This window comes from Terriglobales bacterium, assembly GCA_035487355.1.
In the GTDB taxonomy this organism is placed as follows: Bacteria; Acidobacteriota; Terriglobia; order Terriglobales; family Acidobacteriaceae; genus QIAW01.
In genome coordinates, this window is sequence record DATHMF010000014.1 from 1 (window position 1) to 23,062 (window position 23,062).

A 23,062-nucleotide genomic window follows, 5' to 3' on the forward strand; every position below is an offset into this window, starting at 1 on the left:
CTGATCTCGACAAAGCAAAACATCTGGCGGCGCCGAAGGTTCGGCTGGCGGGATCACCGCTGGTGGTTGTGAACTCGGTGGTCAACAACATCGCGCACACCGGCGTGATCACGGCCAATCTACCGTCGCCGGTTCCCACCGGCTCCTTTCTGCTGCAAGTTGCCTGGGGCAAGGATGAAGATGACCGCGAACACACGTTTTCACTGGCGTTAGGCCTTGTGGGTCCGCAGGGACCACAGGGGCCAGCAGGTTCGCAAGGTCCGCAGGGCGCTACTGGTCCGCAAGGCCCACAGGGTCCAGTAGGGCCCCAAGGCCCGGCAGGTTCATCGTCGGGCGGGCCGCCGTTTGTTTGGGTCTGCACGCCTGCGTTTTTTGCCAACGCCGGTGGTAACACCAGAGGTGACATCTATGTCTTCAACGGGAGCTCGACAACTGCCAACGTGGCGGTGCATTTCCTGGACCAGCATGGGAACAACCTGGCCGGCGTGACCATTCCCGGAACGAATCCCGCCGATATCTACCCTGGTCAAAGCGGAAGCAGCACCGTAGCTGTCGCGTCCTTGAACACGTTGGTGGTCACTTATCAAACCCCTATAGACTTTCCGGCGAACAGTCCCGGCGTCTCGCATACGGTCCATGTGGTTTCCGACCAGCCCATCGCCGTCGGCTCGGACCTTAATTTCAGCGGCTTCCATCCACTGCCTTGCAGCCTCTTACCCAAGTAGATCTGGGATAAGTCGCAATCAGCTCTTGATAGTCACCCCCAATAACAAAGGCCCTGCAATGATCAGGGCCTTTTCAATTTTGACCGTTCAGAAATTCGGAAATGACTAATCCACTCTGGCGGCGTTCTCACTGTTTGGAATAAATTCCCATTTCATTGCCGTTTGGGTCGAGGAAATAAGCGTCATATCCTGCGTCGGCTTGGCCAATCCGGCTGCGGCCCTGCTTGATCGTGCCTCCCAGCTCGACGATGCGCTCCAGCGTAGATGGCATATCCTCCACTTGAATGACGAGGACCACGGAGCCCACACCCGGCTTCTTATTGCCACTGAACGCTCCGCTGACATTTCCTGATTCGAAGAACCAGTACTTCTGCCCGGGAACATTGGATTGCACCCGCCAACCAAAGATCGTTTGATAGAAAGACATCGCTTTCTCAAGGTCGGGTGCGGGAATGACGATGTGACAGAATGGACTTCGCTGCGCTGTATTTTCCATGATGACCTTTGTTCCACGCGAGAGTTAGTTATTGTCGCATAAGGCGAACAGGGCAGTGATGATTCTCACACTCCCATCGCTTCCGCGTAAAGACTGTGGAAGTGATGCACTCCACCCTCCTGCTTGACGCTGTAGCGGCCGCGGCTGTACGACCGGGAGCGCAGGTTTTTTTGCACGGTCTCGCAGATGCGCACATCTTCTACCTGGATTTCGTCGCTGAAGAGCACCGTCTGCGCCGGGGCCGGGGTCTTGAGCGCCGCTTCGGGAAAGTACCAGTCAAAAATGGCGATAGAACGCTCGGGCGACACGGGCAAAACAATGTTCACGGAGACATTGTCGGGATAGCAGTTGAGCATCCAGTTGGGGAATACCCAGTAGTATTCAGCAACGTCATCTCCCTTAGCCTGTGAGTAGCGGCGCTCCACGGTCTTCTCATTCTCAGGGCCGCGGATGGGGCTGGATTGCAACGAGTAGCTGGGAAAAAGCTGCGTGGTATAGCTGCCGTAATCCAGCTCGCGATTCAGGCTGGGATGCACGCTCGGCAGGTGGTATCCCTCGAGATAGTTGTCTATGTATGTCTTCCAGTTGCAATTCATTTCGTAGATGCGGCGCTCGTGGAGCTGCATCTTCTCGAATTGGAAGCTAGCCATCCCTTGGGGAAGCTGGCCCAGCGACTGGAGCAGCGGTTCGGCTGCCGGATTGAGGTTCACAAAAATCAGCTCGGCCCACTGCTCAGTTCGGACCGGAGTCAATCCAAACTCCTGGTGGCGGAAGTCCTGCACGCCCTCACATTCCGGAGCATTCAGCAGCTCGCCATCGAGCGAATACGTCCAGCCATGATAGCCGCAGCGGAAGACCTTCCTTTCGCCGCAGCCTTCGGCTGGCGGCCCGGCGCGGTGCTTGCAGACATTGTAGAAACCTTTGATCTCGCCGCCCGCATTGCGCACAATCAGCAAAGGCTCACCCACCAGATTCGCCGTGAAAAAAGAGCCGGGGTTCGGCAACTGCCTCACATGGCCGACAATCTGCCATGTCCCAACGAAGATTTTTTCTTTTTCCAGGCTCTCGAAAGAAGGATCGAAATAATAGTGCGACGGCAGGGTGAATGCCTGAGCAACATCGGGTTGAATGAGTTTGTTCATGGTCAAGGATTGGGAGGGGCGAGTCATGTGATCTTAGATATAATCTCGTCTCCGTGCATGCCGTCAAGAGCTCAGAGACGACCGGAGATGCCGCGGAAAAGAATAAGCAGTTTGCAATGCATTCACAAGACCGGGGAACACGCGCATTGAGCCAACCTGCCAAACTAGTCCGAGGGCTCTCGCTGCTGGATTCTATCCTGCTGCTAGCCAGCGGAATCATCGGGTCGGGCATTTTTCTTACCGCTGCCGACGTGGCATCGAACACGCGCACGCCGGTATTGTTTCTCTCCATCTGGGTCATCGGCATGCTGATTACCTTGCCGGCCTGCTTCGCTTTTGCCGAGATGGGCGCTATGTTCCCTGAAGCCGGCGGGCAGTATGTCTATCTTCGCGAAGCCTACGGAGAATTTGTCGCCTTCCTTTACGGCTGGATGATTTTTACCGTCAGCGTTGCCGGTACCGTCGCCGCACTCGGTGCAGGTTTCGCGGAGTACATAGGCAAAATCTTTCCTGCTGTGTCTGCCGCTCATGTCATCTTTGTCTTTCGCTTCCCAGGATTATCAGCAGGACACCTGGCCTCTCGGATTCACACCTTGACCGTCACCCGGGAGCACTTGGTTTCACTGACCGCAATCCTCCTCCTGACCCTGGTCAATATTTTTGGCCTGCGCCGGGGTGCGGTGCTGCAGAACATAGCCACTTGGGCGAAATTTGCCGCCATTGGGACTCTTGTGATCTTGGGCATAGCTGTTGGCAAGGGATCATGGGGACATTATTCCATTGCACTGCCGTCATCGCCGACGGCCCCTTTCATCCTCAGCGGAATTGGGGTGGCGCTGATTGCAGTCTTCTGGGCTTACGACGGATGGGTATACATCACCTGGGTTGCCGGCGAAGTCAAAGATCCGCAACGGAACTTGCCGAGATCGCTGATGCTTGGGCTGTTGATCGTGGGAACGCTTTATCTGGCCATCAATGCAGTTTATCTCTATGCATTGCCCATGACCGAGATCGCCGCCAATACTGCCGTGGCGCAAGCCGCCGCAGTTTCCATGTTCTCAGCGGGCGCGGCGCGTTGGCTGGCCCTGATGATTGCCGTTTCGTGTTTTGGCGCGATGGCCACCGCAATCATGTGCGGCGCGCGCGTTTACTACGCCATGGCAGAAGACGGCGTTTTCTTTCGCGGCCTTGCCAAGGTGAGTCCGCGCTGGCACACCCCGGCAAGGAGCCTGGTGTTGCAGGGAGTCTGGTCAGCAGCGCTGGCGCTCAGCGGAGGTTACAACGCACTGTTCACCTACGTGATGTTCATGATGGTGCTCAGCTACGCGCTCACGGTAGGCGCGCTGTTTGTGCTGCGCCGCAAAATGCCCGACGCTCCCCGGCCGTATCGTTGTGCTGGATATCCATGGCTGCCGGCACTCTACCTGCTGATTGGCGGCATCTGGACTGTCAATGCTGTCGTCCAAAAGACGCAGGAGGCACTTTGGGGAGTGGTCATCGTGGCGATAGGCATACCGTTCTACATTTATTGGAAGCGAACCCAGCGAACAGATAAACCGGCTGAAGCCGCGACGGCAAAATAGCTTTCACTTAGTGAAATCATTGGTCCAAGAGAGAAACCCCTGGACGGTGTCGAAGGAGCCGCGTATGGAAATCCGCGCTACCGTATTGTGGTCCTCATCTTCGGCTTCGAGAATGATGGCCCGGCTGGAGTCCTGCATTACCGATACTCGTTTTCCCCGGCTGGTAAACAGGTCGCGGTAAAACTGCTCCACCTGGCTTTCTTTGGCTTTTGCCGAAAAGCTGACGGCGTGGGTGTAGGGATCACCTGCGCCGGTGTCTGGTTTGTTGATCGTGAAACACATGCTCTCTCCGGCGTCCGTATACACCATCTTGGGGCTGAACTCGCGAGAGTTTTCACATGGAACCGCCCGCACCTCGGCGGTGATAATCATGGCCAGGTCAAGCATCGCGGTCCGGCCCGTTGCGCGGTCGCGGACCACCACCATCGCTGTGTTGGGGTAAGAGTCAACAAACTCCAAATGCGGGTTCCGGTCCAGAAAAGGCTTAAATTCCGTGCCTCGATCAATCATCGCCTGCAGGTTGACGCGGCCGGTCATCCGGTATTGGACAAACAGCGCCATGGCAACGAACAAGATCAACCCGCCGATAATGTAAAAAGCCGTACCCGGTCTGTATTCCAGCAACCTCTGCAACATGCTCTTCACCTTCCTTTAAAGTTTGTCGGTTAAGCATACTCCCTGACAGCGCAAGCCAGGGATGCTGTGTGGGTTACCTTCGGTACCAGAGTTAGAGATGAACCGGCACAAAGAGATAAAGTTCCCATTCCTGCACCAGCCCATTGTGGGATTTTTGTAGCGCTTCAAAGCCACATTTTCATTTCTATTGGTCCTGCTGTGTTGTTTAATATCGGATTCAATTTACAACTGCGTTGACCGCGAGATCAATTTGTCGTGAGCAGCGTCAATTTGTGGCCGGTCAACCGTATCCAAAGTTGAGTAGAAGGAGAAGATCCCATGGTTTCCTTTGATAGCGAATTTGCCCAGGTCTATGCGTTGCCTCTGGCCAAAGCGGCATACGTCTCTACAAATCCTCCTGACGGCTTCACCAGCAGCCAAAATGCCTTCAACATTCTGGCGGATACAAGTCATCCCGATTACCTGACACAGCTTTCCAAATCCAGCGATCAACACAAAAGGATGATGCAAAGCATGTTGGCCCAGCGGGTCAAACCCCTGTTCGAGGACGCCGAAAACGTTGGCCAGGAGATCCTGATAAATGCTGTGCCCAATCCGCAACCAAACCTGCACTTTGGCTGGGTGTGCATGGATGCCGCCAAACAGAGACTCGTGGTTGCGTTGCGAGGCACAGAGTACTTCCACGATTGGCTGGATAACCTCGACCTTATTCCGGCGCCCTATGCTCCCATTCCTGGAAGCGGCATGGTGCATCAAGGGTTTCAGCTCGTCTATTACGCCATCCGCAACAACCTGCGGCAGATCGTGCAAAAGGTCGTGCAAAATCAAGCGCAGCAACTTAGAGAGATTTTTATCACAGGCCACAGCCTGGGCGGAGCCCTGGCTGGCCTGGCAGCCCCCGATCTTGTGAACGACGTTGCCGCCAAACTTTCGCCCACCGTCTACACCTTTGCCGAGCCTAACGTCGGACACAGTGATTTCACTGACTTCTATAACTCGCGCGTGAATGTTTGCTACCGGGTAGTGAATATGTGGGACCTGGTGCCGCATCTTCCACCCTCTCAGGCGGGATACGACCACGAAGGGACCCCGCTTTCCATTGACAGCGGATTCTCTCTCGACGTTGTCCGCAACCACGTTATCGTCACCGGATATATTCCTGGCGTTGCAGCTTTAAACCAAAAGAGCGAGGCCGCTCTTCCGGCCATGGCAGGAAGGTGAGATGCCCAGAAAGCGGCACTTGCGTTAGACTTAACTCACCACAATTTCTGCAGATTACATCGCAGTTTTCTGCTTTCATCTGCTGGGGGGCGCTTGCTGACAGCTACGGCAGACGCAGCGAGGTAACCACTATGGAGTCTCTCGAGTCAAAGCGGCTTGCTCTCGAAGCGCGGCTCAAAAGTTTCGAAAAGGTGGCCGTGGCATATTCGGGCGGTGTGGATTCTGCCTTTCTTGCCTATGCCGCATACCAGGCGCTGGGAAACAGGATGTTGGCGGTGATCGCAGACTCGCCTTCACTGGCGCGCAGCCAGTATGACGATGCACTCCAGTTCGCGCGGGAGCAGGGAATCCCACTGCGTGTCATTGAAACTGCAGAGCTGGAAAGTCCCGAGTACGCGCGCAACGACGCCAATCGCTGCTTTCACTGCAAAGATGAATTGTTCACGGTGATGGAGCGCATTCGCGCCGCAGAGGGCTACGCTGCCGTGGCGTATGGCAAGAACACGGATGACGATGGAGACTTTCGTCCTGGTCAGCGTGCTGCTGAGCTGCATCATGTGGTTGCACCGCTGGCAGAAGCTGGGCTCAGCAAAGCAGAGGTCCGCGAGCTGGCGCGCGGTGCCGGCCTGAGACTTTGGGACAAACCCGCTTCGGCTTGCCTGGCTTCGCGTATTGAATACGGCCGGCCGGTAACGCGGGAAGCTCTACAGGCGGTCGAGAGGGCTGAAGACGCGCTGCGCGGGCTCGGTTTTCGCCAGTTCCGGGTTCGCCATCACGGCGAAATCGCGCGCATTGAAATAGCGCGTGAGGAGATGTCGGCTGTTTTTAGCGATGGTATGGCTGACCGCATTGCGCGTGCGGTCAAAGAGGCCGGCTTCCGCTTTGTGGCGCTCGATCTCGAAGGCTACCGCTCCGGTTCGATGAACGCGCTATTACCGCTGGGTGATGTGGTTGCGAGGCGAAGCTGAAAGGCAGCAGAAGGAATTTATGCGAGTTGCTTATCTCGACTGCTTTTCCGGAGTGAGTGGAGACATGATGCTGGGCGCGCTGCTCCACGCGGGAGTTGATCTCGATCTGTTTCGCCAAACCATAGCCGCACTCGGAGTCGATGCCCAAATCAAAGTCGAAACCGTGAACCGGAGCGGGATCAGCTCCACCCGGGTCCGCGTGCTGACCGCGGAGGGCGAGCAGGATGACGCCCACGTTGTTCTCGACGAGCATTCTCACAGCCGTAGCGAAGACGCTCACGCTCATTCTCACTCCCATAGCAACGAGCATTCCCATCATGGGACTAAGACTGAAAAGGGCGAGAAGCAACGCCCGCATCATGATCATCAGCACGCGCACGAGCACGGAAGATCGCTGAAGGAAATTCACGAGCTGATATCGCGTGCGCCAATTGACTCGGCTACGCGTGCGATTGCGCTGCGCGCGTTTCGTCTGCTGGGCGAAGCCGAGGCCAAAATCCATAATATTCCCGTGGAACAGATCCACTTCCATGAGGTCGGTGCGGTGGATACCATCGTGGATATCGTCTGCGCCGCGGCAGGATGCGCATCGCTTGGAGTCTCTCGTTGGGTATGTTCGCCGCTCAACGTTGGCGGCGGCACGGTGAAATGTGCGCATGGCATCTTTCCGGTCCCGGCTCCGGCGACCACGGAGTTGCTGAAAGGCGCACCTGTCTACAGCTCAGGAGTTCAGGCCGAGTTGGTGACGCCCACTGGAGCAGCCATACTTCGGGCGCTGGGCGTGGAATTTGCCGCCATGCCGGCGATGACGATTGAGCACACAGGATACGGCGCCGGAGCCCGCGATTTGCCCGGACTCGCCAACGTGGTGCGCATCACAGTTGGTGAAGCGGTGCAGAAAGAGCAGAGCGCTGATCGAGAAGTTGTTACTGTTATTGAGACCGCCGTTGACGATCTCACGCCGCAACTGGTCGGCTACGTAATGGAGCAGGCGCTGGCTGCCGGCGCGCTCGACGTCATGGTCACACCGGTCTTGATGAAGAAGAACCGGCCAGGACATCTTTTGACAGTGTTGTGCGAACGCGAGAAGGCCAACGGCCTATGCAATCTACTGCTGCGCGAGACCACAACCTTGGGGGTTCGTCTGCGCGAAGAGCGCCGGCAATGCCTGCAGCGCAAGTTTGCGACCGTGAGCACAAGCTGGGGAGAGGTTCGGATGAAGCTCGCCTACTTGAACGGCGAGTTGACCAACTGTTCTCCTGAATTCGAGGACTGCCGCCGCATTGCCGAACGGCACAAGATTCCATTGAAAATTGTGATGCAGGAGGTAGTTCGCCTCTACCGCGAGGAGCACGCCGCGGCCGCGGACTAAGACCTATGGACCAGGATGCTGTGAAGACCTTATTAGAAGATATCCGCGAACAGCGGATCTCTCCCGATGAGGGCGTTGAGCGCCTGCGCAATCTGCCCTTCGAAGACCTGGGCTTCGCCAAGCTCGATCATCACCGTTCGCTGCGGCACGGCATGCCCGAGGTGATCTACGCCGCCGGTAAGACCCCTGCGGAAACCGCCGAGATTTTTGCCCGCATGGCGGAACACGGAGGCAACGTGCTTGCGACCCGGTGCACACCGGAGCACGCCCATGCAGTACTTGGGGCTACACCAACCGCCGAATACAATGAGCGCGCCCGCACCATTGCATTGGTGCAGGATGCGAAGGAGCAGGGCAAGGGCGTGGTTGCGATTCTATGCGCCGGCACGAGCGATTTGCCGGTCGCCGAAGAGGCAGCGGTCACGGCGCGGGTGATGGGAAACCGCATTGAATTGGCCTGTGATGTTGGTGTTGCTGGGTTGCATCGGCTGATTGCTCAGCGCAATCTGCTCTCAACGGCGCGTATCTTTATTGTTTGTGCAGGGATGGAAGGAGCGCTGCCCAGCGTGGTTGCGGGCCTGGTTGGTGCGCCTGTGATTGCGGTGCCTACCAGCGTCGGCTACGGCGCTTCGTTTCAGGGGGTCACCGCCCTGCTTGCTATGATGAACTCCTGCGCCCCCAACGTTACGGTGGTTAATATTGATAACGGTTTTGGCGCTGCTTATTTCGCTTCCATGATCAACCGCTTATGAATGTAAAGCTGTGAAAGCAGGGAGTTTCCGCCGCTCTGGCTGTTGTAGAATTGCGTTCGTGGGGTAATGGCCAACTTGATCGACGGTCGCCGCAGGTGTTCTTCCGAGGGAAGACAAAAGACCCTCTTCCAGCAGCATGGGACGGATCACAGAGCGCTTGGGCAATCCTTAAATTGAGGGAGCTTGATAACTATGGCGTCACTCAGTACGTCTCCATCGGGCACGTTAGTGCCCTCCGCTCAACCGTTTCTTCGCTTGGAGCACTACACCTTCGGTGTAGGAGACCGCTTTGCCCATCAGGCGAAAGCTCAATTGCGTGCCTTCACACTCGCCGCGAAGGATGGCGTAGAGATCATTCCAGTGTGGAACAAATCGAACCGCGAGCACATGATCGTTGGCTCGAAGCCCGGTAGCGTGCGCGTGGCCGCCGAAGTTGCCATCCGCGATCTGGGCTGGAAGAAGCCCTTCCACGTGGATGCCGATCACATCACCCAGGAAACCGTAGACGGTTTTCTGGAATCCAGCGACTATTACACGATTGATGTTGCTGCCGCCATCGGCAAGCCTGCAGCCGACGAGAGGGTGAGCGCATTTCTTGACCGGCACCCTGAGCTCTTTCAGCGGATTGACCTGCCTGGCCAGGGTCCGTTGACGATATCGCGCGCTGACGCCTCGCAGACCGCACGAAAATACTTGTTTGCAGCGCAAGAGGCGGGCCGCATCTACCGTCATATCGCGAATGCTAAAGAGAAGGGTAGTTTCGTCACCGAGGTCTCGATGGATGAGACCGACAACCCGCAGACGCCGGGCGAGTTGCTGGTAATCCTGGCTGCGCTGGCTGATGAAGGCATTCCGCTACAGACCATTGCGCCGAAGTTTACCGGTAGGTTCAACAAGGGCGTGGATTACGTGGGCAACCTGGCCCAATTTGAAACCGAGTTTTGCAGCGACCTCGCAGTCATTGCTCACGTGGTCAAGACCTATGGCTTGCCTGCCGAACTCAAGCTCAGCGTACATTCAGGGAGCGATAAATTCTCGATCTATCCGGCCATCTGCCGGGCGCTGCGCGACACCGGCGCCGGAGTCCACGTAAAGACCGCGGGCACCACCTGGCTCGAGGAGCTGATCGGGCTGGCAGAAGCCGGAGGCGACGGCCTGGCGTTGGCGAAAGAAATCTATGCGGAAGCCTACGCGCATCGTGAAGAGCTCTCAGCACCCTATGCCGCGGTGATTGATATTGATGTTGCCAAGCTGCCCTCACCCGAGCAGGTCAAGAAATGGTCGCCGGAGCAATACGTAAACGCATTGCGCCACGACCAGAAGTGCAAAGAATTCAATCCCAGCTTGCGGCAACTGCTGCACGTGGGGTACAAGATCGCCGCCAAGATGGGCAACCGATATTTGGACATGCTGGAGACTTGCGAAGAGTCCATCTCGCGCAATGTCACCACCAATCTTTACGAACGGCACGTCAGGCCGATCTTCCTGGGTAAGTAGGCCTCGGAAGCTGAGCAGTACCGTGACCTGCGCACATTTTTGATCTAAAGAAACGAAAAGGAGACACGTATGGCGACTGTTGCCATATCAGCACAAGAATTGTCTGGCCTCGAGCCGAAGTATGAGTTTTTTGTCGGCATTGATTCCGATGGCTGCGCCTTCGACAGCATGGAGATCAAGCATAAAGAATGTTTTTGCCCACAGATCATCAAGTACTGGGACCTGCAAGCGGTCTCCAAGTATGCTCGCGAGGCCGTCGAGTTTATCAACCTCTATTCCAAATGGCGCGGGACCAACCGCTGGCCGGCGCTGATTTCGACTTTAGATCTGTTGCGCGAGCGGCCTGAGGTGATCAAGCGCGGGTGCGAAGTCCCGCAGGCCGCCAAGGTGCGCGAGTTTATCGCGTCGGGCAAGTCCCTCAGCAACGACGGCTTGAAAGCCTATATGGCAGAGCACCCCGATCCGGAACTGGAACATGCTCTGCAATGGAGCAAAGCGGTCAACGACTCCGTGGCCGACATTGTCCACAACCTGCCTCCTTTTCCATACGTGCGCGAGAGTCTGGAAGTGCTGCAGAAGAAAGCGGACGCGGTGGTAGTCTCGGCCACGCCGACCGAAGCGCTCATCAATGAATGGAGAGAGAACGATATTGATAAGTACGTTCGCGCTATCGCCGGTCAGGAATTAGGCACCAAGAAGCAACACCTCAAGATGACGACCGGCGGAAAGTATGCGCCGAACCGGGTGCTGATGATCGGCGATGCTCTCGGCGACTTTGATGCTGCGCGCGCCAACAATGCGCTCTTTTTCCCGATTAACCCCGGGCACGAAGAAGAATCCTGGGAGCGCTTTTACAAGGAGGGTCTGCAGAAGTTCCTGACGGGTGAATTTGCGGGCGCATACGAAACTGCATTGATTGCTGAATTTGATAAACTTTTGCCAACGACTCCGCCGTGGAAGCGGTAAGCAGTGGCCAACACAACTCCCAAGCGAGAACGACGATGACGATCGGAAGAGGCGCGGCAAACGCGTACCTCACCGGCGACGACGTGCGCCAGATCATTACCCAGGCATTCGAATCGCGAAAGCTCGATGGCAAGCGCGTCATCATCCTCATTCCCGACGGCACGCGAACCATGCCTATGCCGCAGATGTTCGCGCTATTCCACGAAATCCTACGGCCGCGTGTGAAGGCTTTGGACTATCTGGTAGCGCTGGGCACGCACTCGGTGATGAGCGACCAGCAGCTCAGCAAACTGGTGGGCCACACGGTGGTCAACGGCAAGGTTGGCGACACAAATGTTTTTAATCACCACTGGGAAAATCCTGCTACCTTTGCCAATCTCGGTACCATTCCCGCCGCCGAGATTTCAAAAATCACAAACGGCCGGATGTCACAGGATGTTCCGGTCACGCTTAACAAGCTGATCTTGAACTACGACCACATCATTATTTGCGGGCCGGTATTTCCGCATGAAGTCGTCGGATTTTCCGGCGGCAACAAGTACTTCTTTCCGGGCATTGGCGGCGCGGAGATCATCAACTTTACGCACTGGCTGGGGGCGGTCATCACCAACTACGAGGTGATCGGGGCGGGATACACCCCTGTGCGCGCGGTGATTGATCGAGCAGCCTCGCTGATCCCAGTGCCGGCCACCTGCTTCTCTCTAGTGGTCACGCATGATGGTCTCGCTGGTCTTTACTATGACACGGCGCCTGAGGCATGGAAGGTGGCATCGGCGCTCTCAGCAAAGATCCACATCCGCTGGGTTGATAAGCTCTACAAGCGCGTGCTCTCCGTGATGCCGGAGATGTACGACGATCTCTGGACCGCAGGCAAAGGCATGTACAAGATGGAGCCTGCTGTTGCCGATGGTGGGGAAGTAGTAATCTACAGCCCGCATATAGATGAGGTCAGCTACACGCACGGCAAGATCATTGACGAGATTGGTTACCACTGCCGCGACTATTTTTTGAAGCAGTGGGAGAAGTTCAAACACTATCCCGGCGGAGTGGTGGCCCACTCCACGCATGTGAAAGGTCTGGGCACATATGACGCTGCGACGGGTGTGGAAAAGCCTCGCATCCAGGTGAGCCTGGCGACGCGCATTCCCGAAGAGCGCTGCCACCGCATTAATCTTGGTTATATAGACCCGGCGACCATCAAGATCGATGAGTGGCGCAATCGGGAAGATGAAGGTGTGCTGGTTGTTCCGCGCGCCGGTGAAACTTTATATCGCTTGAAGCAGAAGGGCGCAACTGCGCCGTAGGAGAGCACGTGGCAGCGAAAATTGGAGTGGTGGGACTGGGCGTGATGGGCTCAAATCTGGCCCTGAATATGGAACGCAATGGTTTTCCCGTTGTGGGATACGACCTGGACGCGAACAAAATGCGCGCGTTCCTTAACGGTCCGGCGAAGAGCAAGAAGGTCACTGGTGTAGATTCACCAGCCGCCCTTATGGAAGCTTTGGAGAAGCCCCGGCGTATCCTTATTATGGTTCCTGCCGGAGCGCCGGTTGACAGCGCCATTGACCACCTGAAGCCGCATCTTGAGCCGGGGGACATCCTCATGGATGGCGGCAATTCCGCCTTTCTCGACACCGACCGCCGCAACAAGGCACTTGAAGCGCAAGGGTTCCTCTATATCGGGACCGGGGTCTCGGGCGGAGAAGAAGGCGCGCTGTGGGGGCCGGCCATCATGCCCGGCGGACAACCGGAAGCGTGGGAGGCTGTAGCTCCGATTCTGCGCGCCATTGCCGCCAAAGCCGACGACGGCGAGCCCTGCGTCGAATACATGGGACCGCGCGGAGCCGGCCACTACGTCAAGATGGTGCACAACGGCATCGAGTACGGCGATATGCAATTGATTGCCGAATGCTATGACTTGCTCCACCGTGGTCTTGGAATTGGTGCCGGCGAACTGCACGATATTTTTAGCGAGTGGAACAAAGGGGATCTCAAGTCCTACCTGGTTGAGATCACGGCAAACATCCTGGCAAAAAAAGATGAGCAAACCGGCAAACCTCTGGTAGATGTGATTCTCGATGAAGCCCAACAGAAGGGTACCGGAAAGCTGGCCAGCCAGAACGCGCTCGACCTGGGAGCGCCTATCCCTACCATCAACGCCGCGGTTGAAAGCCGCATTTTGTCGGCGCTCAAACCGCAGCGCGTTGCCGCCAGCAAAGTGCTGCGCGGGCCGGTCCCGTCGTTCAAGGGTGATAAGCAGAAGCTGATCAAGGCAGTCGAGCACGCGCTTTATGCCAGCAAGGTCACCTCGTACGCTCAAGGCATGGCTTTGATACAAATTGCGTCAGGGGAATATAAATACGACCTGCGTCCCAAGAACATCGCCAAGATCTGGCGCGCCGGTTGCATCATCCGCGCGACGTTGCTCGGTCAGATCATGGCCGCTTACGATCGCAACCCTGCGTTGACGAACCTGCTGCTCGATGAAGCTTTCCGCGACGCGGTTGCAAGCCGCCAGGACTCTTGGCGCCTGGTCGTTCAAACTGCCGTAGGAATGGGGATTCCCGTTCTGGCGATCGGTTCATCACTGGCATACTTCGATGCCTACCGCAGTGAACGCCTGCCGGCGAATTTGACGCAGGCCCAGCGTGATTATTTCGGGGCGCATACCTACCGGCGCACCGACAAAGACGGTGTGTTTCATACCGAGTGGACCAGCAGTGAAGTTCACGCCACCGCTGGCAAATGACGGAAGCGTCTGGTTTCTTTGCGACCTGAATGAGAGCTTTCTTCTTTTAGCTGGATGGAATTTTTGCGCAGGAGAGCAGTCTGCGGGCTTTCTGCGGTATATTTATGGAGTTTTCCATCCTGCGAGGTGCAGATGTCCCGAATGGTCCGCTGTGGGTTGATCCAGGCCAGCAATCCTCTTGGTCCCGAGAATACTCTCGAAAAAATCAAGAAAGCCATGATCGAAAAGCACTTGAAGCTGATTGATCAGGCAGCCAAAAAGAAGGTCCAGATCCTTTGCCTGCAGGAAATCTTCTATGGTCCTTATTTCTGTGCCGAGCAAAATACGCGCTGGTACGAACTGACCGAACGTGTGCCTGACGGTCCGACGATCAAGCTGATGCAGAAGATTGCGGCGAAACACCACATGGTGATGATCGTCCCGATTTATGAAGTGGAGATGACCGGCCTCTACTACAACACCGCCGCTGTTATTGACGCTGATGGCAAATATCTCGGCAAATATCGCAAGCACCACATCCCCCAGGTGGCGCCCGGCTTCTGGGAGAAGTTTTATTTCACGCCGGGAGACACCGACTACGCCGTCTTCGATACAAAGTACGCCAAGGTTGGAGTGTATATCTGCTACGACCGCCATTTCCCCGAAGGAGCACGCATCCTGGGATTGAACGGCGCCGAGATTGTCTTCAATCCTTCGGCAACCGTCGCCGGGCTTTCCGAATACCTTTGGGAGCTTGAACAGCCGGCGCACGCCGTAGCCAACGGATACTTCGTGGGAGCGCTGAACCGGGTGGGAAAAGAAGCGCCCTGGAACATCGGCGAATTCTACGGCAAGAGTTATTTCTGCAATCCACGCGGCAAAATCATCGCGCAAGCCAGCCGTGACAAAGACGAAGTCGTCGTCGCCGATCTCGACCTCGATATGATCGCAGAGGTGCGCAACACATGGCAGTTCTTCCGCGACCGGCGCCCAGACAGCTATCAGACGCTTACTGCGCAAGCTGGAAAAGCGGCCGGAACTCACTAATTCTGAGGATTTCTTATGACAAAAGACGAGATCATCAAAAAACACAAGCAGTACCTGTTTCCTTCTATCTTTACCTACTACGCTGAGCCCCTGGTTACCGACCATGCCAGCATGCAGTACCTATGGGATGCCGACGGCAAAAAGTATCTCGACTTCTTCGGTGGCATCGTCACCATCTCCGTCGGACACGCCAATCCCCGCATCACATCCAAGATCAAAGCGCAGGTTGACAAGCTGCAGCATGCATCCACTGTGTTTCCCAATGAGGCGGTGGTCGCACTGGCAGAAAAGATTGCTCAGATCACGCCGGGTGAGATCAGCCAGAGCTACTTCACCAACAGCGGAACCGAAGCCAACGAGACCGCAATTCAGCTCGCCCGCATGTATACCGGCCGTTACGAAGTGGTTGCGCTCCGCCACGGATACAGTGGCCGCTCGCAACTCGCTCAAGGTCTTACCGCTCACAACACCTGGCGCAAATCGCTGCCCGTGCCCGCTCCGGGCGTTGTGCATGCTCTGAACGCATATTGCTATCGCTGTCCTCTGGGCAAAACGTATCCGAGCTGCGAGGTTGCATGCGCCAAAGATCTCGAAGCCGTCATCCAGACCACGACCTCTGGACAGATTGCCGCCTTCATCGCCGAGCCGATCCAGGGCGTCGGCGGCTTTGTCACTCCGCCGAAAGAGTACTTCAAGATTGTCTTCAAAATTGTGAAAGACTACGGCGGTCTGTTTATCTCTGACGAGGTACAGACCGGCTGGGGCCGCACCGGCAAACGCTGGTTTGGAATCGAGCAGTGGGAGGTCACGCCCGATATCATCACGGCCGCCAAAGGGTTGGCCAACGGAGTGCCGGTGGGTGGAACATTTACCCGTCCGGAGATCGCGGCCAGCTTCAAGGGCCTGCAGATCTCGACGTTTGGCGGCAATCCCGTTACTTCCGTCGCTGCCAGGGCCACCATCGAACTGATTGAAGAAGACCGGCTGATGGATAACGCGGCTACGGTTGGCGATTACTTCCGCCAGGGCCTTGAAGAGCTGAAGCAAAAGCATGAGCTCATCGGCGATGTCCGTGGCATGGGATTGATGCAGGCCATCGAGTTCGTCAAAGATCGCACCTCCAAAGAACCCGCTCCGCAGGAAACCAACCAGTTCCTGGAAGAGTGCCGCAAGCGCGGACTGCTCATCGGCAAAGGTGGCCTGTACGGGAATGTGATCCGCATGTCTCCGCCGCTCAATATTGCCAAGACCGACGTTGACGAAGCGATTCGTGCGATGGATGAAGCCCTGATGGCAATGGCTCCGGCCGCGGTCGGCGCGGGAAAGGCCCGCTGACCGGATGAGCGCCACATCTCCTGTAGCATCTTCTACTACGGCGGGAAGGTCCATAGAATCCAGCCCGCTGTATAACCACGACCTTGCCCCGGCTGGCCCTGAAAAGCGCACCTGGACTACCTACAACTACGCCGCACTCTGGGTCTCGATGTCCGTCAATATTCTGACGTACATGCTCGCGGCCAGCCTGATTCAAGGCGGCATGAACTGGAAGCAGGCGGTGTTGACGGTCTTTCTGGGCAACACCATCGTCCTGGCTCCCATGCTTCTGAATTCGCAGCCCGGCGCCCGTTACGGCGTTCCCTTTCCGGTGCTGGCCCGTGCATCGTTCGGAGTGCTGGGTGCGAACTTCGCGGCGGTGCTGCGGGCTCTGGTCGCTTGCGGATGGTTTGGAATTCAAAGCTGGATCGGCGGCGAGGCCATCAATACGCTGCTCGGAACTGTCTGGCCGGCGTGGCGCAACAACCCGCATGGCGTCGCCATCTGCTTCACCATCTTCTGGGCGATCAACGTGATCGTAATCCTCAGAGGTATCGAGTACATTCGCTTTCTGCAAGGTCTCAGCGCGCCGATTCTGCTGGCGGTCGGCCTGCTCCTGTTGGGATGGGCTTATTTCGGCGCCGGTGGCTTCGGTCCCATGCTCTCCGCGCCCTCCCAGTTCTCGAGCACCGGCGATTTTCTGAAATTCCTCATCCCCGCGCTCAACGGAACGGTCGGCTTCTGGTCAACCGTCTCTCTCAACATTCCCGACTTCACCCGCTTTGCCAAAGACGAACGCGGACAAGCCATCGGACAAGCCATCGCGCTGCCGCTCACCATGACGCTCTACTCGTTCATCGGTGTGGCCGTCACTTCGGCGACGGTCGTGATCTACGACACGGCCATCTGGGACCCGGTCCAACTCCTCAGCCGCTTCCACTCTCCGGTCGCGGTTGTGATTTCGTTACTGGCCATTCTGCTCGCGACTCTCAACGTCAATATCGGCGCCAACGTGGTCTCCCCGGCCAATGATTTTTCCAACCTTTGGCCGCGCAAAATCTCATTCAAAACCGGCGGCGTCATCACCTGCTTCATCGGCGTTGCCATGATGCCGTGGAAGCTGCTGGCCAATCACAAGACATTTATCTTTGGCTGGTTGGGCGGATACGCCGCTGTGCTGGGCCCGGTGGCGGGAATCATGATCTGCGACTACTACCTGGTCCGGCGCAAGCGTCTCGTGGTGAATGACCTGTATTTGCGCGGTGGAGAATACGAATACTCCAGCGGCTTCAACTGGCGGGCCATTGCGGCATTGGTGATCGGCTCAGCCGTGGCGCTCATGGGACTGGTCATTCCATCGGTCAGGTTTCTCTACGACTACTCCTGGTTTGTAGGATTTGCCGTGGCGTTTGTAAGTTACTACACCCTCATGCGTACCGGAAAGTAGTTCTCAGTTCTCAGAAAAAGGCCACCGCGGATTACGCGGATTCTCGCGGATCGGGTGGGGGCCCCCCTTGCCGGCTTGGGGGTAATCTGTAAGTTATCTACGACCCAAATTGGGCAAAATGAAAATGAGCTTTTTGGGACATAGCAAATGTGAGGCCACCCCCCATGCATGCTTGGGGGCAACGTCCGTAAATCATTGATAATCAATGGGAGCCAGAAATGGCTGCCATGCATGGAACGTGGGTTTGGAACAAGGGTTAATGTTACTTCGCGGTAAACCTGATAAATACAGTTTCCAGTTTCAAGTTTCGAGAACAGCTCACCGAATTTTCAAAGATCCATAAGAGGCCCGAGCCTCGCACTCTGGATGCTAGATACACTTCTAAGCCCATGATGACCTATGATCTATTAAGAATCAATACTTTGATACCACTTTGGTGCCAGGGGAGGCGCGAAGTCCAGGTTAATCGGTAACTGGGTTGGCTGGGACGGGTGGGAATTGGTAGACTTTGGCGGTGAACGCCGCAGCCGCAGAGCCGCAAACTAGTCCTACGCCCATCCTGGATTGTCTGGCTCCCCTGCCGCCGCCGGTAAAGCCAGGTTCGCAGGTGAAGCAAGGCTCACCGGTAAAGCGAGGTTCAGGCTCCGCACGTTTGGTTGGATGGGTCATAAGCTTTGCACGTTTCATTGGACAGGTCATAGTCGCGTTGCTGTTCTTCGGACTTGTGTTCTCAGTCCTCTGGGTCTTGAGCGACTGGGAGCGGTTGTTCCCAGGTTGGACAAGCAGCAAGTTCCTTTCAGCCGGACTGGTGATTGTGTTGGCAAAACTGGCAACAACCGTTATTCATGAAGGCGGACACCTGCTGGCCGGCCTCTGCTTGGGCTTTCGCTTCAGCTCAATGCACATCGGCCGGATACAGATTGATCGCCCTTTTCGAATCTCACGGTATCGAGGTCCTGGTGGATGGTTCAGCGGAGCCGTGAACCTGCTTCCCAGCAAGACGGGGAAACTCAGCCTGCGCGCCCTGGCGATGGTGTTTGCAGGGCCGGCAGCTACTCTCTTGTCGGCTTATGTAATGTTCCTGTTGCCCTATTCCAAGGGCTTCACCTCCAAAATTTTTATTTTCTTTTTAGTGCTGAGCGGCGTCCTCAGTCTCATTCCGGCCCGGGGCCGAGTCTCGCATTCTGATGGCGCGCGTATCTTGATGCTGTTGCAGAATCGCGAGCGGGGCGAGCGCTGGCTGGCGCTACTAAAACTAATTGGGGAGATGGCAGAGGGAGTTCCATTCGAATCGCTATCGCCTGATTTTCTGGCCAAAGCCGTTGCCATCCAGGACAATTCGCCGGACACGGTTGCCGGCCACTACTTTGCCTACTGTGCGGCATGGTGGCAGCACAAAGATGCAGAGGCCGCGAGGTTGCTGGAAACCTGCCTGCAGTACTCCGGTTACACTACGCCGATGGTACGCGAGGGGTTGATATGTGATGCCTCCATTTTTCAGGCGAGAAGGCGGAAGCGGGTTGACCTGGCGGAACAATGGCTGGCGGTACTGCCTGATTCCACAGTCATGCTGGGGCTGCATTCCAGGGTTGACGCCGGGATCCTGGAAGCGAAAGGCGATATCGAAGGCGCTCTGAAAAAGCTGGATGATGCGGAAATGCTAACCCTCACACTACCGAATGAGATGCAGAGGAAAGTATCGCTCGAATCCCTCAGGAGATGGAAGTCGGAGTTGCTGGCAATGGAGCACAAGCAAGCGTAGACATCCCACACGCGCTGACGCGCGAAGCGGGGCACCCCGGCATGTTCTGGCGTTGCTACTGATTTTCCTGTGGGCTCCTTTCTTTTCAATAGATTAATTGAAGCTTCAGACCGCCCCGAAGTCATCCCGCAACTATGACATATAGGCGCGCACACCACTCGTCATAATTCAGTAACCGCCCCGAAAGACGTAAGGCTGTCCCTGCCCGCCCTGTGAGGTAAATAAATACTTGACAAGTAGTACTGTGTATCATACAGTGTGTTCCACATACCATATGACAAACAGTCGCAATGACGATCCCAATACGGACCTCTATGAAAACCTTCGACTTGAGCTGCGGCGTGGGTGCCTGGTGATAGCCGTGCTGGCACAGCTCAAGACAGAACGCTACGGATATACGCTGCGCAAAGCACTGGCCGATGATGGCCTGGCTATTGATGAGAGCACACTTTATCCCTTGCTCCGGCGGCTGGAAAGTCAAGGCCTGCTTGTCAGTCAATGGCGTGAGGAAGAGAAACGCAATAAACGCTTTTATCGGCTGTCGCCGGACGGCAAGCGAATTCTCAAGCAATTGCTCGAAGAGTGGCGAAACATTAACACGTCTCTAGAACAAATTTTACGGGAGAAATAATTTTATGGGACTCAGCACAACAACATTGTCATACGCTCCACCCGCACAAACTAAAGGGTTGGAGCTAAGCGCAAGAAAGACTGCCCGAGGCAACCTCGCGATCGATTATTTGCGTGCTTTCATCACCGTACTGGTACTGGCACATCACGCTGTCCTCGCCTATCACCCTTTTGCTCCTGCACCACCGAAGTCCCTGCTTGCCCAGCCTCGGTTGTGGGGAGCTTTTCCTGTAGTCGATATTCAACGCTGGAGTCCCTTCGGCCTGTTGGTCTCGTTTAACGACATCTTTTTCATGGCGTTGATGTTCTTCCTCTCCGGGCTATTCGTTTGGCAGAGCTTACAACGCAAAGGGAGCGGGGGGTTCTTGGGTAACCGTGCCAGGAGGCTTGGCATTCCGTTTGTAGTAGCGGGAGCATTACTGGCGCCTCTGGCCTACTACCCAACTTATCTTCAAACAGGCGCCACGGGTATTTCTGGTTTTTGGCAGCAATGGCGTTCGCTGGGCAACTGGCCAGTTGGTCCGGAATGGTTTATTTGGGTCTTGCTCGCGTTCGATTGCATTGCCGCTCTATTGTTCGCGCTGATGCCTCAATGGGGTGAGGCGCTTAGCCGCTTTTCATCGAACGCATCGCGCCGTCCGTTCACTTTCTTTGGATACTTGATCATTGCATCGGCAATCGCATACATCCCCATGGAACTCATCTTCAACGCTTTCGCATGGGCCAGCTTCGGGCCATTCTTCTTTCAGACCAGCCGCCTGCTTCACTATGCAGTTTATTTTCTTGCGGGCATCAGTGTCGGCGCCTGGGGGATTGAGCGCGGCTTGCTGGCGCCGGATGGAAATCTGGCACGACGCTGGTTGCGCTGGATTCCTGCATCGCTTCTAACTTTTATAGCCGCAGGTGTTCTTTTCGTTGTGACTTTCACGGCGCATAGTGCGCCACGATTCTGGGAGGTGCTCTCAGATTTCGCATTCGTAGCCTGTTGTGCTGCAACCTCGTTCGCTTTTCTCGCTCTCTTCCTGCGTTTTGTTGTAAAGCCAAACAGAATATTCGACAGCCTGTCAGCCAACGCTTACGGAATGTATTTGATCCACTACGTATTCGTGAGCTGGTTGCAATATGCATTTTTGCAGGCACATCTGCCTGCCGTAGCAAAAGGATCGATTGTGTTTTTCGGCACGCTGGTATTGAGCTGGACGGTCATTGCGGCGATCCGGCGTATTCCCGTTGTTGCGCGGACCATCTAGAGGTTTCACAAAAGGGTTCCCACAGCAGGATTTAGGTATGCGTAATTCATAAAGGAGAAGTCATGGAACTTATCGATCGTTATTTACAAGCCGTCGGATTCTGGCTACCCAAGGCACAGAAACAGGACATCGTTGCCGAACTTTCGGAAGACATCAGCTCCCAAATGGAGGAGAAAGAAGCGGAGCTTAGCCGCAAGCTGAATGAATCAGAAGTGGAAGCCATCCTCAAGCAGCTAGGCAGTCCGATCGTGGTCGCCAACCGCTATCTGCCCCAGCGGCATTTGATTGGGCCGCTGCTGTTGCCCATCTATTGGGTGGTGCTGAAAATGGCATGGTTGTTTTACTTTGTGCCTTGGCTGTTCGTCTGGATCTGCATCGACAGCTTCGCGCCTTCCTACCGTCCTGACCATGCCGGGACGTTGATCGGCGGCACGTTACGTGCTGTTTGGCCGATGGCTGTCAATACCTTCGCATTCGTCACGGTGGCCTTCGCGCTTATCGAAAAATATCATGTCAAGTCCGGCTTTCTGGAAAAGTGGGACCCGCGCAAGCTGCCACCCGTCCGGGATCCCAACCGGATCAAACGCTCTTCTTCCATCGCCGAAATCGTAGGCCTCATTGCGGTCTGCGTCTGGTGGATCGGATTCATGTCATCCCCGGTGATGGTTGATCGCCCCGAGGTCCGAATCATACTTACCCCGGCGTGGCGGTATTTCTTTTGGAGCATTCTGCTATTGACCGCGGCCGGTGCGATCGCCTCTGGCATCAATCTGTTTCGCCCTTACTGGACAAGGTTCCGGGCCAGCATGCGGCTGGTGAGTGACTGTATTGGCTGGGCCCTATGCGCGTGGTTGTGCAAGGCAAATATTGTGGCGGAAATAAGCGTGCGAAATGTTCCCCATGAAAGAACAATGCAAATTGCCGCCGCGATCAACCTGTGGGCATCGCGTAGCTTCCCCGTGGTCGTTGCGATCGGCGTGCTCACAGCTTCAGTGGATGTGTACCGCATCATTCGCGTGAAGCGAGGACCAGCGCATTTTCCGGCGGATTGGTAAGAGGTTTTGCTAAGAATGAGGCATTCGGAAGAACCGAGAAAAGGGCTAACCGCTTGTTTTGTTTTGGCTGCCCACAGGGATTCGAACCCCGCCGTATCTTGATACTGTTGCAGAATCGCGAGCGGGGCCAAACCATTCCCAAAATTGGTCTAGCATAAACTTTGTCACCCCGGGATGACAAATTGGTTCTTGGTCGGGGCTTACGCCCCGGCCTTTTGATTTATGTGGTCATGACTGCGCGAGCGGTGGTGGGTTCGACCGGGGCTTTACGGCGGAGGATGGCAGCCGAGATGAGAGTAATGATAAGGCCGACGGGCAGGGGCTCCATGAAGGTGTAGGCCATGTTGACGAAGGGGTTTTGGTAGAGCTGCTGAGAGCGTTGTATGGCAGCGACCTGCGCGGCGGTGGTGGCGGGGTCAAGTCCGGAGGACTGGACCTTGTGAATCTGCGCGGCGAAGTAGCTATCCATGA

Annotated in this window: 21 protein-coding genes; 17 read left to right on the plus strand and 4 right to left on the minus strand. The window is 56.1% G+C overall.

Going from position 1 to position 23,062, the window contains the following annotated elements; translation table 11 throughout:
- Positions 1 to 725: hypothetical protein (locus VK738_02480; protein HTD21489.1), on the plus strand; the 725-nt coding region annotated here is incomplete at its 5' end.
- Between the two features lie 127 nt (positions 726 to 852).
- On the opposite strand, the gene VK738_02485 is transcribed toward VK738_02480, so the two are convergent.
- Together VK738_02485 and VK738_02490 are read right to left on the minus strand one after the other, a co-directional pair.
- The gene (locus tag VK738_02485; GenBank protein ID HTD21490.1) at positions 853 to 1,221 is read right to left on the minus strand and encodes a VOC family protein; all 369 of its coding nucleotides are present in this window, start codon (positions 1,219 to 1,221) and stop codon (positions 853 to 855) included.
- Between the two features lie 65 nt (positions 1,222 to 1,286).
- Positions 1,287 to 2,363 (minus strand): aromatic ring-hydroxylating dioxygenase subunit alpha, encoded by a 1,077-nt coding sequence (locus tag VK738_02490; protein HTD21491.1) that lies wholly within the window; start codon positions 2,361 to 2,363, stop codon positions 1,287 to 1,289.
- Positions 2,364 to 2,479: 116 nt separating this feature from the next.
- Between VK738_02490 and VK738_02495 the strand changes: the two genes are divergently transcribed.
- A complete protein-coding gene (locus tag VK738_02495) occupies positions 2,480 to 3,946 on the plus strand; it encodes an amino acid permease (protein ID HTD21492.1) in 1,467 nt (488 codons plus the stop codon).
- Between the two features lie 3 nt (positions 3,947 to 3,949).
- Here VK738_02495 and VK738_02500 read toward each other — a convergent pair whose 3' ends face one another.
- Positions 3,950 to 4,582 (minus strand): hypothetical protein, encoded by a 633-nt coding sequence (locus tag VK738_02500; GenBank protein ID HTD21493.1) that lies wholly within the window; start codon positions 4,580 to 4,582, stop codon positions 3,950 to 3,952.
- Between the two features lie 318 nt (positions 4,583 to 4,900).
- Here VK738_02500 and VK738_02505 point away from each other — a divergent pair, with 318 nt between their 5' ends.
- The 15 genes from VK738_02505 (at position 4,901) to VK738_02575 (ending at position 22,591) form a co-directional block, all read left to right on the plus strand.
- Complete coding sequence (locus VK738_02505; GenBank protein HTD21494.1) at positions 4,901 to 5,803, plus strand: lipase family protein; 903 nt, start codon at positions 4,901 to 4,903, stop codon at positions 5,801 to 5,803.
- Positions 5,804 to 5,934: 131 nt separating this feature from the next.
- Positions 5,935 to 6,771 carry an ATP-dependent sacrificial sulfur transferase LarE gene (larE, locus tag VK738_02510; GenBank protein HTD21495.1) on the plus strand — a complete coding sequence of 279 codons (837 nt, stop codon included), beginning with the start codon at positions 5,935 to 5,937 and terminating at the stop codon, positions 6,769 to 6,771.
- 19 nt (positions 6,772 to 6,790) lie between these two features.
- A complete protein-coding gene (larC, locus tag VK738_02515; GenBank protein HTD21496.1) occupies positions 6,791 to 8,143 on the plus strand; it encodes a nickel pincer cofactor biosynthesis protein LarC in 1,353 nt (450 codons plus the stop codon).
- A gap of 20 nt (positions 8,144 to 8,163) precedes the next feature.
- Positions 8,164 to 8,895, plus strand: coding sequence for a nickel pincer cofactor biosynthesis protein LarB (gene larB, locus VK738_02520; GenBank protein HTD21497.1), 732 nt, complete (start codon positions 8,164 to 8,166; stop codon positions 8,893 to 8,895).
- A 192-nt stretch (positions 8,896 to 9,087) separates the two neighbouring features.
- Positions 9,088 to 10,392, plus strand: coding sequence for a tagaturonate epimerase family protein (locus tag VK738_02525; protein HTD21498.1), 1,305 nt, complete (start codon positions 9,088 to 9,090; stop codon positions 10,390 to 10,392).
- A gap of 69 nt (positions 10,393 to 10,461) precedes the next feature.
- The gene (locus tag VK738_02530; GenBank protein ID HTD21499.1) at positions 10,462 to 11,358 is read left to right on the plus strand and encodes an HAD hydrolase-like protein; all 897 of its coding nucleotides are present in this window, start codon (positions 10,462 to 10,464) and stop codon (positions 11,356 to 11,358) included.
- A 35-nt stretch (positions 11,359 to 11,393) separates the two neighbouring features.
- Entirely contained in the window at positions 11,394 to 12,662 is a 1,269-nt protein-coding gene (locus tag VK738_02535) for a lactate racemase domain-containing protein (GenBank protein ID HTD21500.1), read from the plus strand.
- An 8-nt stretch (positions 12,663 to 12,670) separates the two neighbouring features.
- A complete protein-coding gene (gndA, locus tag VK738_02540) occupies positions 12,671 to 14,107 on the plus strand; it encodes an NADP-dependent phosphogluconate dehydrogenase (GenBank protein HTD21501.1) in 1,437 nt (478 codons plus the stop codon).
- 132 nt (positions 14,108 to 14,239) lie between these two features.
- Entirely contained in the window at positions 14,240 to 15,133 is an 894-nt protein-coding gene (locus tag VK738_02545) for a nitrilase-related carbon-nitrogen hydrolase (GenBank protein ID HTD21502.1), read from the plus strand.
- Positions 15,134 to 15,148: 15 nt separating this feature from the next.
- Positions 15,149 to 16,468: an aspartate aminotransferase family protein gene (locus VK738_02550; GenBank protein HTD21503.1), complete on the plus strand. Its 1,320-nt coding sequence runs from the start codon at positions 15,149 to 15,151 to the stop codon at positions 16,466 to 16,468.
- A gap of 4 nt (positions 16,469 to 16,472) precedes the next feature.
- Positions 16,473 to 17,894: an NCS1 family nucleobase:cation symporter-1 gene (locus VK738_02555; protein ID HTD21504.1), complete on the plus strand. Its 1,422-nt coding sequence runs from the start codon at positions 16,473 to 16,475 to the stop codon at positions 17,892 to 17,894.
- Positions 17,895 to 18,402: 508 nt separating this feature from the next.
- Positions 18,403 to 19,656 carry a hypothetical protein gene (locus VK738_02560; GenBank protein HTD21505.1) on the plus strand — a complete coding sequence of 418 codons (1,254 nt, stop codon included), beginning with the start codon at positions 18,403 to 18,405 and terminating at the stop codon, positions 19,654 to 19,656.
- Between the two features lie 274 nt (positions 19,657 to 19,930).
- The gene (locus VK738_02565; protein ID HTD21506.1) at positions 19,931 to 20,287 is read left to right on the plus strand and encodes a PadR family transcriptional regulator; all 357 of its coding nucleotides are present in this window, start codon (positions 19,931 to 19,933) and stop codon (positions 20,285 to 20,287) included.
- A 4-nt stretch (positions 20,288 to 20,291) separates the two neighbouring features.
- Complete coding sequence (locus VK738_02570) at positions 20,292 to 21,536, plus strand: acyltransferase (GenBank protein HTD21507.1); 1,245 nt, start codon at positions 20,292 to 20,294, stop codon at positions 21,534 to 21,536.
- A 62-nt stretch (positions 21,537 to 21,598) separates the two neighbouring features.
- Complete coding sequence (locus tag VK738_02575; GenBank protein HTD21508.1) at positions 21,599 to 22,591, plus strand: hypothetical protein; 993 nt, start codon at positions 21,599 to 21,601, stop codon at positions 22,589 to 22,591.
- Between the two features lie 220 nt (positions 22,592 to 22,811).
- Here VK738_02575 and VK738_02580 read toward each other — a convergent pair.
- The coding region (locus VK738_02580) for a DUF4199 domain-containing protein (GenBank protein HTD21509.1) at positions 22,812 to 23,062 on the minus strand (251 nt) is incomplete at its 5' end.